Origin of the sequence: Exiguobacterium sp. s59, assembly GCF_018617475.1 — a bacterium.
GTDB lineage: Bacteria > Bacillota > Bacilli > Exiguobacteriales > Exiguobacteriaceae > Exiguobacterium > Exiguobacterium aestuarii.
Map to the genome: position 1 here is coordinate 155,935 of NZ_JACSKG010000004.1, position 11,841 is coordinate 167,775.

Annotated in this window: 12 protein-coding genes and 1 riboswitch; of the genes, 2 read left to right on the forward strand and 10 right to left on the reverse strand. The window is 47.3% G+C overall.

Going from position 1 to position 11,841, the window contains the following annotated elements:
• Positions 1 to 51 precede the first annotated feature (51 nt).
• The 3 genes from KNO91_RS08945 to KNO91_RS08955 are packed head-to-tail and all read right to left on the reverse strand — an operon-like array spanning position 52 to position 3,627.
• Positions 52 to 1,191, reverse strand: coding sequence for a hypothetical protein (locus KNO91_RS08945; RefSeq protein ID WP_214817636.1), 1,140 nt, complete (start codon positions 1,189 to 1,191; stop codon positions 52 to 54).
• Entirely contained in the window at positions 1,188 to 2,399 is a 1,212-nt protein-coding gene (locus KNO91_RS08950) for a hypothetical protein (protein WP_214817831.1), read from the reverse strand. Before KNO91_RS08950 ends, KNO91_RS08945 begins: the two co-directional genes overlap by 4 nt.
• 55 nt (positions 2,400 to 2,454) lie before the next feature.
• A complete protein-coding gene (locus KNO91_RS08955) occupies positions 2,455 to 3,627 on the reverse strand; it encodes a MalY/PatB family protein (RefSeq protein ID WP_214817638.1) in 1,173 nt (390 codons plus the stop codon).
• A gap of 115 nt (positions 3,628 to 3,742) precedes the next feature.
• On the opposite strand from KNO91_RS08955, the gene KNO91_RS08960 reads away from it, so the two are divergent.
• Complete coding sequence (locus tag KNO91_RS08960) at positions 3,743 to 4,396, forward strand: M48 family metallopeptidase (RefSeq protein ID WP_214817640.1); 654 nt, start codon at positions 3,743 to 3,745, stop codon at positions 4,394 to 4,396.
• Between the two features lie 21 nt (positions 4,397 to 4,417).
• Here the strand turns inward: KNO91_RS08960 and KNO91_RS08965 are convergent, their stop codons facing one another.
• The 4 genes from KNO91_RS08965 to KNO91_RS08980 all read right to left on the reverse strand — a co-directional run bounded on the left by KNO91_RS08965 (position 4,418) and on the right by KNO91_RS08980 (position 8,542).
• Positions 4,418 to 5,323, reverse strand: a complete 906-nt coding sequence (locus tag KNO91_RS08965) for a methyl-accepting chemotaxis protein (RefSeq protein ID WP_214817642.1) — start codon at positions 5,321 to 5,323, stop codon at positions 4,418 to 4,420.
• A 157-nt stretch (positions 5,324 to 5,480) separates the two neighbouring features.
• A complete protein-coding gene (locus KNO91_RS08970; protein ID WP_214817644.1) occupies positions 5,481 to 6,767 on the reverse strand; it encodes a hypothetical protein in 1,287 nt (428 codons plus the stop codon).
• Complete coding sequence (locus KNO91_RS08975; RefSeq protein ID WP_214817646.1) at positions 6,764 to 8,059, reverse strand: hypothetical protein; 1,296 nt, start codon at positions 8,057 to 8,059, stop codon at positions 6,764 to 6,766. Before KNO91_RS08975 ends, KNO91_RS08970 begins: the two co-directional genes overlap by 4 nt.
• 99 nt (positions 8,060 to 8,158) lie before the next feature.
• The gene (locus KNO91_RS08980) at positions 8,159 to 8,542 is read right to left on the reverse strand and encodes a DUF302 domain-containing protein (RefSeq protein ID WP_214817648.1); all 384 of its coding nucleotides are present in this window, start codon (positions 8,540 to 8,542) and stop codon (positions 8,159 to 8,161) included.
• Positions 8,543 to 8,703: 161 nt separating this feature from the next.
• On the opposite strand from KNO91_RS08980, the gene KNO91_RS08985 reads away from it, so the two are divergent.
• The gene (locus KNO91_RS08985; protein ID WP_214692466.1) at positions 8,704 to 9,099 is read left to right on the forward strand and encodes a Spx/MgsR family RNA polymerase-binding regulatory protein; all 396 of its coding nucleotides are present in this window, start codon (positions 8,704 to 8,706) and stop codon (positions 9,097 to 9,099) included.
• A 30-nt stretch (positions 9,100 to 9,129) separates the two neighbouring features.
• Here KNO91_RS08985 and KNO91_RS08990 read toward each other — a convergent pair whose 3' ends face one another.
• The 3 genes from KNO91_RS08990 to KNO91_RS09000 are packed head-to-tail and all read right to left on the reverse strand — an operon-like array spanning position 9,130 to position 11,631.
• Positions 9,130 to 9,792: a methionine ABC transporter permease gene (locus KNO91_RS08990; protein WP_214794951.1), complete on the reverse strand. Its 663-nt coding sequence runs from the start codon at positions 9,790 to 9,792 to the stop codon at positions 9,130 to 9,132.
• Positions 9,764 to 10,798 (reverse strand): methionine ABC transporter ATP-binding protein, encoded by a 1,035-nt coding sequence (locus tag KNO91_RS08995; RefSeq protein WP_214817650.1) that lies wholly within the window; start codon positions 10,796 to 10,798, stop codon positions 9,764 to 9,766. Before KNO91_RS08995 ends, KNO91_RS08990 begins: the two co-directional genes overlap by 29 nt.
• An 11-nt stretch (positions 10,799 to 10,809) precedes the next feature.
• Positions 10,810 to 11,631, reverse strand: a complete 822-nt coding sequence (locus KNO91_RS09000; RefSeq protein WP_214794947.1) for a MetQ/NlpA family ABC transporter substrate-binding protein — start codon at positions 11,629 to 11,631, stop codon at positions 10,810 to 10,812.
• A gap of 72 nt (positions 11,632 to 11,703) precedes the next feature.
• Positions 11,704 to 11,807: riboswitch (SAM riboswitch) on the reverse strand.
• Positions 11,808 to 11,841 lie beyond the last annotated feature (34 nt).

Below are 11,841 nucleotides of genomic sequence, written 5' to 3' on the forward strand. Positions count from 1 at the left end.
AACTATATATCCAAATATAAACACCACCTAATTAATGGGTGGTGTTTATATTTATGTGCTAGACATTGACAAGATTAAAACGGCATCATCGATGACCATATAATAGGCGTTGTCATATGCGAAGCGTTCCTCTGTCTCTAAGTCGAAAATGACGACACCACTCGTAAGACCTTCCGTGAATTCGTGGACGAGATAGCGCCGACCGATGACACGTTCAAACGGTTCCACATCGATATAGCGCGCTCCAGTCGCCATATCAATGACTTCGGTGTGCATGTCGCTCTCATCGACTTTTATGAAAATTGTCGAACTGACATCATCATATGTGAAGTCGAGCGGTTCATAGGCACCCCAGTCGACCACTGCTACTTCGTGTAACACGTCAGGCGCAGTCAAATCATAGATCACTTCTTCATTCAACGAGTCGACAAACGCCGAAAATCGGAGAACGCCTTCCTTTTCACCCAAATATTGAACCGTGTCCCCTTCTCCATGTAATCGAAGAATGTCATCGAACGGTAATTCCTCTCGTTGATTAAAGACCGCCTCGACCGCCTCCTCGAGTGGACAGATGAGGAGCGCCTCCGAATGATCAATCGGATCGTCTGGGGAAATTCGCCCATTGTCGAGGGCGTCGTAGTAGTCGAATTCATCGAGTCTGGCGTTACAGACAATGTAGGAGATGCCTTCAAATGTGGTCGTGAACAAGTAAAGCTCGCGGAACCGCTCCGTTTTCCCGACTAGACGCTCGTCTCGAATGCGCTCCTGCTGACCGGTCACGCGATCATACAACCATGCTTCGTCAGACGATTCAAACGCCGTCAAAAAGAGGAAGTAACGATGATCGAGTACCCAGAACAGTGTACTGTTTCCTCGTTTTTCAAACGTCGTCACGACCTCCTCTTTCCCTGATTTATAAGAGAAAGAAATCAACTCTGTCTTGATCACGCCATCGTCACTTGGGATCTCGTTCAAGAAGTACACGACGTCCCCATCTACGAAGAGTTTCGAATATCCGTAGTCTTCATAAGGTCGTCGGTTCAACTGGGTAATCATCCCGTCCTCTTCATCAAAGCGATACAGGGAAAAAGTCGTCTGGTCTTTCTTTTCTCGATAGTAGACCGAAGACGAAGTGACTGCAATCAAATCTTCATGATCGATCGGCATGGCACGTGCGTCAACAATTCTCATAAGGCACCTCTTTCATGTCCGGATTCGGCAGGTTCGACAGTGACAAGGCCAGGTGGTCGTTTCGGGAACGTGATGCGAAGATGGGCATACTCAATCACATTCTGGTGCGGGTGATTTTTGTCAATCCAGCGAATACGTTGCTGATTCGCCAAAGCATGACCAATCTTCTCTTCCATCTGGAATTTCGAGATATCCCGATATGCGACTTCTTGGATGTAGGTTTCTTCATCGGTCTCAAACTGTTGCCAAATCCCCATGACCAGTTGACCGAGTGCCGACACGCGGCGTTCCGGTAGCGTGATCGTCCCCAATGTTCGGCTCACTTCCTTCAGACACTCATTCGGGTCATCCGATACGGCAAACAGTCGATTCGCCGTATTGTTCATGACGCGATAGCGACGCTTGCCGCTCTCGAGCCTGAGGACTTGAGCGTATGGCTCGACCGGTACACCGTGAAAGAATGTCTCTGTCCCGCCCCAAGCAAATCCGAAGGAAGGGTCGAACTTTCGAATCGTCTGCATGAACGACATCATAAAGTCTTCAACCTCTCTCCGCTCGAGACGAAGCCACTCCGCAAGGGCGAGTGTCCCTTTGTCTTTGGAGATACGGTCGACCGGGAAGAAGAGTTCTCCGTCTGCCAAACGATGGGATTTCAATTCAACGCCATCTGCCCGATAATCAGTCGACGGTCTCCCGCCCCTACCCGCGTAAATGACCCATTCCTCGTCTGTGCTCTCGATAGCATACGCCTGATGGGCCCATGGTGGGGTCACATACAGCGCTGGATATTCTTCGAACGTGTCAAGATGGATGTAAGATCGGTCATTCCACAAGTGGGCGACGAGTCGAACAACTTCTCCCGTCTCTGAATCTTTTGGGGTGATATAGTTCCCGGTATCGCCGATGAACGTCAGTATATGAAATCCATAACCATTGTACAAATGACGCACAATCCGTTCGAACACGGCTGTTACCATTCGCTCGAATAAAGGATGGTCCTCATTTCGGTCAAGCGTCGGCGAATCGACCGTGCACATGAGCCAACCCATCCGCTCATACAATCGGATACGCAGCGGATAAGAAATCAACGGAGAAGAACTCGCATGAATCTCAGTCAAGCGAATATTGGACATATTTTCGACTTGCAAGGTGAATCCACTTCGCCTTAACTGTTCCTCCATCTTTTTCTTCCAATTGATTGTCTCCATCTCATCCACTCACTTTCTCTCATCGTCTCACTGTGAATTTTTCCCGATTCTCGTTTTACACAAACGCCTTTCGTTCCATTTGAGCGCTCAGACGATGAATCGCCTCCTCCAACAATTCTCGACGTGTCCCGATATTCATCCGTTCAAACGACTCACCTTGAGGACCGAACGGGCTTCCAGGGGATAGGAAGATTCGAACGTCTTGATGAAGCCAAGACTTCCGCTCTTCGGCAGACATCGGGAGCTTAGAAAAGTCGATCCACAATAAATAGCTCGCCTCAGGACGCGCCGTACGGAGCATTGGCAGATTCGATTCGATTGAATCGATGACCTCGTTCATTTGTTGTTCAAGTTCTTCGCGTAACTGATCGAGCCATTGTTCCGCACGTTTATCGGTATAGGCCGCAACGATGGCCGTATTCGCAAAAGGTGTTGGAAGAACGTGATGTTTATTCTGTACTTTCGTGATCTGCTTCCGCCAATCGTCGACCGGACAAATGATATATGAGGCAAATAGCCCAGCGATGTTAAACGCTTTTGAAGGTGCGCTAACTGTGATCACCCGAGGGTCAAGTGAACCGATTGCGGTATGCTTTTGGGATGGGAATGTCAAATCCGCATGAATCTCATCTGCGACGACAACCACATCATATCGATTTGCGAGTTCCACGACTCTCTCGAGTTCTGTTCTCGTCCAGACACGTCCGACCGGGTTATGTGGGGAACAGAGTAAGAAGAGTGAGGCTTGCTTCATCGCTTCTTCTAGAGCGACAAAGTCCATCTCGTACCGTCCATCGTTTTCTTTCAACGGTGTATCGAATACCTGACGTTTCGAGCCGACGACGAGTTCATGGAACGGTGGGTAAACAGGTGACTGAATGACAACACCATCCCCGACTTCAGTCAGTGCCTCAACGATATGCGTCAACGCAGGAACAACCCCACTTGAAAACAAGACATGTTTCGGGTCGACAACTAAATCGTGACGTCGCCCGTACCAAGAGCGGACCGCTTCCTGCGCTTCAGGCGCGAACAACGTGTATCCAAATTCTCCTTGAGCGGCTTTTTTGGCGAGTGCCTCCGAAATAGACGGTGCAGTACGGATATCAATATCGGCCACCCAGAGTGGCAATACATCTTCAGATAGATGGAACCAACGATCCAACCCATCCCACTTCACCGAATTCGTTCCTGTACGTTCAAGTTGTTGTTGTAAAATTGATTTCATGTTCATCCCTCCTTCCCTTACTGTATCAAAGTTAGTTCGACTGCGTGCCAAAAAAGCATGGCGGTTTCTTGCTGACTTCGATATACTCAATCGAGATATGGAGAGGAGGTTATGGATGAACGTCAACATCGTTAGACAGAAACGAAGGAAAAAAGCTGCATTTTATGTCACACCTAATGGCATCGAGCTACGCATCCCAGCGCGTTTGTCAAAACGAGTCGTCGATTGGATTTTAGAAGAACACGCAACATGGATTCGCCATACATGTCATAACCTTCCGAAACAGACGTCTGTACTCAATGAGGGGCTCGTCTTTCATGGAAAAAGCTATCCGACCAAAAAAGATGATGGGACGACACTCCGATATGACGGTTCCTCTTTTTTCGTCCCGAGGGATTGGGACGAGACCACCTTAATAAGATCCTACGAAGCGTGGTTACGTGAACGAGCACGTGAATATGTGATTGAACGTGCACCGATTTACGAACAGTCTTTAGGAGTTAAAGCAAAAAAGATTCGCATCGGTCACCAAAAGACACGCTGGGGATCCTGTAGTTCAACTGGGACTATCTCCATCAATGTCCGCCTCATGCTGGCACCGAAAGAGATGATGGATTACGTCATCGCTCACGAATGGACACATCTCGTCCATTTCGATCACTCAGCCTCATTTTGGGATACGTTACGAACCGTTTATCCTAAAACGGATGATGCGAAGGCGTGGTTGAAGCAAAACGGACATACGTTGCAACTCAAAAAAACCGACTGACCCGTCAAAGGGTCAATCGGTTCATAAGTTGGAAGTGAACGTGTCAGCCGTATCATGTAACTCGGCTGCCGCTTGCTCGAACGTATGGAAACGCTCCATCGTCTGTTCCATCGTCTTTGCGCTCAACTGGATCTCTTGATTGGATGCGGTGACCCCTTCTACAATCTTACGTAGCTCGACGTTCATCCCTTCCGTGTTCGAGTTGACGTCGATGACCGCTCGTTCGACCATACGGGACAAGTTACGTACTTCCGTCGCCACGACATTGAATCCTAGCCCATGTTCACCAGCACGGGCCGCTTCAATGGCGGCATTTAAAGACAATAGATTCGTTTGTGCTGCGATCTCTTTGATGGACAAGGCGATTTTTGCGATGTCATCAGCTTGACGTCGCAAGTTCTGAAGGGCGTGAAGGTTTTCCGCTGCATCTTTGGCAAGACGTTCAATCGTTTCATTCAATACTTTTGTATCTTGCATGCCTGTCTTCGCTCGTTCGTCGAGCACATCGGTCATCGATTTGAAACGATATGCATAATTTTCAATGACTTGTTGACGCTCTGTAATATCCGATGCAATTTTGACGACACCGATTACGTCATCCCCTTCAAAGATTGGCATATACGTTGCCTCGAGCCAAATCGTCTCTCCTTTTGCGTTTTCGCGCTCCACTTTATCCGAGAAACTGAATCCGCTCCATAATTTCTCCCAAAACGCCGTGTACTCCGGGCTATTCACAAAAGAGGAAGGACAGAACAAATGGTGTTGCATGCCAATCATCTCTTCACGTCTATATTTCATCGCTTTTGCGAACGTATCGTTCACATCGACGACCCGGCGTTGCCGATCAAATCGAATCATCGCCATATTCGTCTCGATGGAACGAAATACATCATCTGAATGAATTACTTTCTGGTTCAATGTACTCATCAACTATAGCAACCTTTCTTCTTCGTAGGATATTCGTACTAAATCGTGAATCTCAGTGTAACGTATTGAGCTATTTGTCATCGCCTACTTTTTGTATAGAAGGTCAATATCTTGATTTTGAAGTATTTACCAAATGAAAAGGCGCCAATAGGCACCTTTACTCTTTCAAGTCTGGAAAATAGCTGAAGAACGTTTCTGCACCTGCGCTCGTCAATTTAAACGTCTGATTCCGCTTGGCATCGGTTAGATACACGTCCACTTTTTTCGAGCGCTTCTTAAAACTTATTTGAAACTCCTGACCGACCCATCCGTCGATGACGGTAAGAAGTGAATACTCTTCCACATCTCCCGCACGATTGACAGGTTCTGCCCCATCGATTGCGTCCATCAAATCAGACATGTCAATTCCTGCAGCGCGCAACACGTTCGGATAATCAATCGTTGCCTTTCCGTTTAAAGGGGTCTTATGGACGAAAACGAATGGACCACTTGGTACGGCAGGATTCGATTCGATGTCTGCTTCGATCGATTTAGCCGTCGCAAATTCGCGTTCCGTGTAGGTAAGACGGACGTCTTTCGTCACACGTTTTCCGTTCTCCACAAAAGAGAATGTGTAGAGCGGTGTCTCGACTCCAGGTTCGAGCGAGTCTGCCTGCAATACCCGCTCAACCTGTAACCCTTCAAATTGCTTTGGTTGAAAATAATCGGTTTCGGTCATCGTGACAACCGGGTCGTAGGAAAGTAATCCACCTTCGGACTCTGCGAAAAAATAAGCCTTTTGGGATTTCTCGTCGTATCCGAGTGCAATCGTCACAACTCCCATTTGCGCGTTGTAAGGTTCAATGATGGAGAGCGGAAAGATGCCTTCGTCTTCTCCGATGGTTAATGTGATGCTTCCATTCAAGGAAGGGGTCACTTGAATCATCGTTCCGTCAACTAGATGGACAGGGACTTCGAATATATCGGAATAATCGCTTCCCTTCACACTCTCTTCTTGCTCCATCGTTGCAATCCCGATATTCGGGACGGTTGGGATGGTGACGCCTTTTGATGCTTGAACAAACGAAGGGAGTTCCTCAATCAGTCCGACTCTCATCTTTGGAGAAAAACCATCCTGACAAATGGCATAGTTCTGCTCTCCTTTTACATACGTCACTAACTTATAGGCATGTGCATCGTAGTCCGAAATCATGGCTTTTCGGTTCAATGCATACGAATGATAGACCGTGACGTCTTCATTGATTTGGGGAATCGGGTCATCGGTACATGCATGGAGTAAATCGCTCGCCCACGTCTCCGGCCCGATATCAAAGCTGTTCGAGTTCATGTCTCGTACATCCCATTGCGCTGGCATATGCTCAAGTTTGACGACACTTACTTCTTCCCCACCACAACCCGATAAAATTCCAACTGCACATAACGTGAATAGCATTCGTTTCATCATGACTCTTTGTACTCCGGGAAAATATCCAAGAACACTTCCGCTCCTTTGCTCGATAGTTTAAACGTCTGATCCCGAAGCGGATCTGTCAGATAGATATCAAGTTTTTTTGACCGCTGTTTATAGCTAATTTCAAATTCTTGCCCTTTCCATCCTTCCGTCAACGTCAAGTATCGATAGTCTGCAGGCTCACCTTTACGGCCGACCGGTTCTGCCTCCTTTAATACTTCCATGACTTGTTCAGATTCTTCCGTCGAGATGTCGATAAAATCAGGATAAGTGAGTGCATTCTCGTCAAACGGTTTACGGTGCGCAACGACTCTCGGTCTTTTTTCTGAATCATGCATCCAATCCTCATAAATAGAGGCAGGTTCTTCGCCTTCCTTTAGTAAAGTTCCAGAAATATAGCGCATCGTCATTGTTTCAGTCACGGGTTCGCCATCTTTTATGTAGTGGAATGAATATAAGGGAACCGCTTCTCCTTCCTTTAACTCTCCGGGTTCGACAATGGTATCCACGCTTAACTCCTCAAATCCTTGATTTTCCATCGACTCGTAATCATCCATATCTGCAAATTTGAAAGAGCGTTGCATGAAATATTGACGATCAAATGAGTAAAGGGTATATGGCTGAAGCGTTTTCTCATCATATCCGATGGCGAACTGCGGAGTAGGCATCTCGATTCCTCTCGGTTCAAATTGAACGATTGGATGTCTGGTCGTCTTGTCGCCAAGTTCTATTTCGAGTTCTCCAAAAAGAGCTGGTTGAATTTCAAGTAATGTATGTAAGAATGGCGTGATTCTATTTCCATCAATCTCCGCAAAATCCGCCTTCAGTAAGTTATTCTGTTCCATCGTAGCCGCCTGTTCGACTCTTGGTAAGTGTTGAACTTCAATTCCTTCGTTCGTATTCACGAAAGTTGGGAATGAATCAATCTTTTGCGCTACGAACTGATTTGTGTAGCTTTCGCGACAAACCGCATATCGTTCATCCCCCTCTAAATAGGTAACCACCTTCATCGAGTACGGATCCATGTATGGAACGACTCCCTTTCGCCCAGCAAACACTGTCTGATACACAGTGATATCTCCCTTTAGTTCAGTCGTACGTTCACCCTCACACGCCATGAGTACTTCTTTCGTCTCGTCGATTTGAACGATTTCTCCTTCTTTCGTATAACTCTCGACATTCCATTGTTTCTCGATGTAATCTAGTTGAATGACTTCTATGTCAGATGCTCCACATGCGCTTAACAAGGACGCGCCAAGTAAGATTGTCATACCACGTTTGAACATACAATCCCTCCACTTTTGATCATATTCCAATTTTACCATTATCTAACTGTCCTATACGAAAAAAATCCGCCCAAGTTTCATGAGCGGATGGTACTTCAGTTATTTACAGTGGTCGATCGCACGTTGAAGTCTAGATTCGACGTCTGCCGCGATGGCCTGTAACGATTCATCGTCAATGAGACGAATCAATGTGGTCGGTTTAGGCATGCCAATATGTGTATGATTGTCTTTTTCAAACACGGCGATTTTACATGGAAGGAAGTAACCTCCTTCTAGATGTTGCGACAGCACTTCTTTCGCCGCCTTCGGGTTGCATACTTCTAGGATGCGATACTTCCCATCGATTGCTTGACCCTTTTTCTCTAACGTTTCACTCAAATCAAAATCCCATAGCACGCCAAACGATTCTGCTTTCAACGTTTCACCTAGACGGTCGATGACGTCATCCACGGTACGGTCAGACTGTACAGTATAGTCAAACATCTTCATTCCTCCTTATGTGGTTGCTCTTGAAACCTGTACCCGTCCGAAGTCGTCTTCAATCAAAAAGAAACTGTATGTGATTTGAAACATAATCACGGTTCGTACCGTATAAAGAGAGATAATAGTTAGAACCAAACTGATGTAAAGGAGAAGTGGTTGTCGTGACGGTCACGGTATTCACGCATACGAGCTGCAGTTCTTCCAGAAAAACGATTGATTGGTTGCGGGAACAAAAGATTCCCTTCATCGAAAAGAAATTGACAGACCAAGGCCTATCCTTTGGTGAATTTAAAGAAATGTTGAGTCTGACTGAGAATGGGACGACCGACTTGTTGTCGGTACAAAAGAGTGTGTATAAGCAAGCGGCAGAGAAACTCGATGAGATGTCGATTCGTGAACTATATAGTTTTGTCGCATCAAACCCTCAAATTTTGAAAAGCCCTATCGTCTTTGACCATCATCGCATCCAAGTAGGTTTCAGTGAAAAGGAGATTCGGACGTTTATTCCTCGAAATGACCGAATCGCTGAATTAAAACGCTTGCTCCACAACGCATAAATCGTGTCGCTAAAGCGACACGATTCTTTTTTAGGCTCGTTTTAGTTTGGCTGCCAATCGGTTTCCGAATGACTGGATCGATTGAACGAGAAGGATCAGGACAAAAATCGTCACATACATGACTTCTGGTTCGAAACGAAGGTGCCCGTATTGATACGCGATATCTCCAAGCCCACCGGCTCCGACGAGACCGGCCATGGCCGTCGCGCCAATCAGACCGATCGTTGCGATCGTCAATCCGAGAACGATGGAAGAGCGTGCCTCTCGAATGAGGACGTACCAGATAATCTTTCTCGTCGAGATCCCCATCGCCTCATATGCCTCGATGACCCCGCGATCGACTTCAAGAAGAGCAGACTCCATGAGACGAGCGATATACGGCGCAGTGAAGACGATGAGTGGTAGTAGCACACCTTGTACCCCGATGGTCGTGCCCATGATGAACCGTGTGAACGGTAAGATGAAAAACAATAGAATGATGAATGGAATCGAGCGGATGACGTTGATGACGCTCGACAATCCACCATAAACGAATCGGTTCGCGAGACGCCCGTTCGGTCTCGTCAGTACGAGCAACGTCCCGAGCGGAAGTCCGATCAAGGTCGAGATAAGGAGCGCGATACTTGTCATCGTCAACGTTTGAATCGTCCCCGTCCAAATCAGGTCACCCCAGTCTGTCCAGAACTGTTGCATGGTTCGACACCTCCCTTACGTTTACGCCGCTCGTCATCAAATAACGGACAGCAAGTTCTGTTTGATCGTGATCGCCATCAAGGTGAACGAGCAGATTTCCGACAAGACCCGCTTTCAATTTCTTGATCCCGCCTCCGATGATGTTCGGTAGGATGCCGAATCGTTTCGTCAACTGGGCGAGCACAGCCTGTTCCGTCTGACTGCCGATGAACGATAGATGGACGAGTGTACCACGCGTCTGTAATTCCGACACGACTTCTTCCGGGACGTCGAGGTTCGTCTTCAAGAACCGTTGCGTCGTTTCGTGTCTTGGATTTGAAAAGACATCCAACACATTCCCTTGCTCGATGATTTCGCCGTGATCGATCACCGCAACCCTGTCACAAATTCGCTCAATCACTTCCATCTCATGCGTGATGAGAAAAATCGTCAAACCGAGCTTTCGGTTGATCTCGAGCAATAACTCTAAAATAGATTCCGTCGTCTCAGGGTCAAGCGCGCTCGTCGACTCGTCACTGAGGAGGATGTCCGGTTCATGTGCGAGCGCACGAGCAATGGCGACGCGCTGTTTTTGTCCGCCTGATAATTGTTCAGGGTAATGGTTCCGATGTTCGGATAGACCGACGATGTCGAGGTAGCGGTCGACCCGTTCACGGATGACTCCTTTCCCGAGCCCTTCGAGGCGGAGCGGGATGGCGACATTTTCTTCAACGGTCGCAGTCTTCAATAAGTTGTAATGTTGAAAGATCATCCCGATTCGCTGACGTAGCGAAGAGAGTTCTTTTTTCTTTAATTGTGTAATGTCTTGTCCCTCAATCTCAACGACACCTGTCGTCGGTCGTTCCAATAGATTGATCATCCGGATGAGTGTGCTCTTACCGGCACCGCTTCGACCGATGATGCCGAAAATCTCCCCCTTTTCGATTGTGAGGGAGACGTCGTCGAGCGCGGTAATCGTATCTCCATTGACGTGAAATTGCTTTGTGATGTGTTTCAGTTCAATCATCGAATCCCTCCTTAGAACGCTGGTACGACAGAACCATTGAATTCTTCTTCGATGAAAGTACGTACTTCATCCGAATGGTAGTATGATTTCAACGTCTCGACAACTTCATCTTCTTTGTTAGCTGAACGGACAACGACATAGTTCGGGTACGGGTTATCGACCGTGTCTTCGTGGAAAAGCGCGTCTTCGTTGATTGAAAGGCCAGCTCCCATAGCGAAGTTCGTATTGATTGCTGCAAGCGCCACTTCCGGAAGCTGTGTCGGGAGCTGTGAGGCTTCAAGTTCGATAAATTCAAGGTTGAGTGGATTCTCGGCGATATCCCGTTTCGTCGCCTTATCCGTCAGACCTTCTTTCAATGTGATGAGACCAGCCGTCTCGTATAGACGGAGCGCTCGAAGTTCGTTCGCCGGGTCATTCGGTACAGCCACTTTATCCCCTTCTTTTAAATCCTTGATATCCTTCAACTTCTCAGAATACAGCCCCATCGGGAAGGCGACCGTTTTGAATACGTCGTCAATCTTGTAGCCTTTATCTGATTTTTGAAGTTCTAAGAACGAGAGCGTCTGATAACTGTTCACGTCGAGACTGCCTTCGTCGAGAGCAGTGTTCGGTGTGTTGTAATCATTGAATACTTTAATGTCGATTTCAAGCCCGTCCTCTTTCGCGAGTTCTTGCACTTTCTCTGCAATCTGCTCGTGTGGGCCACCGGTCACTCCGATCGTCAGTTCTTCCGTGCTGAGCGTCTCGCTCGCCTCGGATTGTCCACACGCGGAAAGTGCGATTGCTGCAAGAAATGATGTACCTGCCAAAAGTGTTTTTTGTTTGATGTTCATGAATATTTCCTCCTCCAAATGAAAGCCCGCTACTCACGAAGAGCGGCGGGCACGACAAGTGAAAGTCGGACACGCTCATCTCCCAGACGTCTCGTCTGTTGGAATTAGCACCATGATCATACTGATCTGGTTGCCGGGTTTCATCGGGCCAGTCCCTCCACCACTCTTGATAAGCAATCGGTTCTATTATTTTGTTATTATATTACTGAT

Bases quoted from the DNA above. Each gene is read 5' to 3' on its own strand.
- KNO91_RS08980 (WP_214817648.1), bottom strand. From the start codon at position 8,542: ATGTTTGACTATACTGTACAGTCTGACCGTACCGTGGATGACGTCATC.
- KNO91_RS08965 (WP_214817642.1), bottom strand. From the start codon at position 5,323: ATGAGTACATTGAACCAGAAAGTAATTCATTCAGATGATGTATTTCGT.
- KNO91_RS09000 (WP_214794947.1), bottom strand. From the start codon at position 11,631: ATGAACATCAAACAAAAAACACTTTTGGCAGGTACATCATTTCTTGCA.
- KNO91_RS08955 (WP_214817638.1), bottom strand. From the start codon at position 3,627: ATGAAATCAATTTTACAACAACAACTTGAACGTACAGGAACGAATTCG.
- KNO91_RS08970 (WP_214817644.1), bottom strand. From the start codon at position 6,767: ATGATGAAACGAATGCTATTCACGTTATGTGCAGTTGGAATTTTATCG.
- KNO91_RS08960 (WP_214817640.1), top strand. From the start codon at position 3,743: ATGAACGTCAACATCGTTAGACAGAAACGAAGGAAAAAAGCTGCATTT.
- KNO91_RS08950 (WP_214817831.1), bottom strand. From the start codon at position 2,399: ATGGAGACAATCAATTGGAAGAAAAAGATGGAGGAACAGTTAAGGCGA.
- KNO91_RS08990 (WP_214794951.1), bottom strand. From the start codon at position 9,792: ATGCAACAGTTCTGGACAGACTGGGGTGACCTGATTTGGACGGGGACG.
- KNO91_RS08975 (WP_214817646.1), bottom strand. From the start codon at position 8,059: ATGTTCAAACGTGGTATGACAATCTTACTTGGCGCGTCCTTGTTAAGC.
- KNO91_RS08945 (WP_214817636.1), bottom strand. From the start codon at position 1,191: ATGAGAATTGTTGACGCACGTGCCATGCCGATCGATCATGAAGATTTG.
- KNO91_RS08995 (WP_214817650.1), bottom strand. From the start codon at position 10,798: ATGATTGAACTGAAACACATCACAAAGCAATTTCACGTCAATGGAGAT.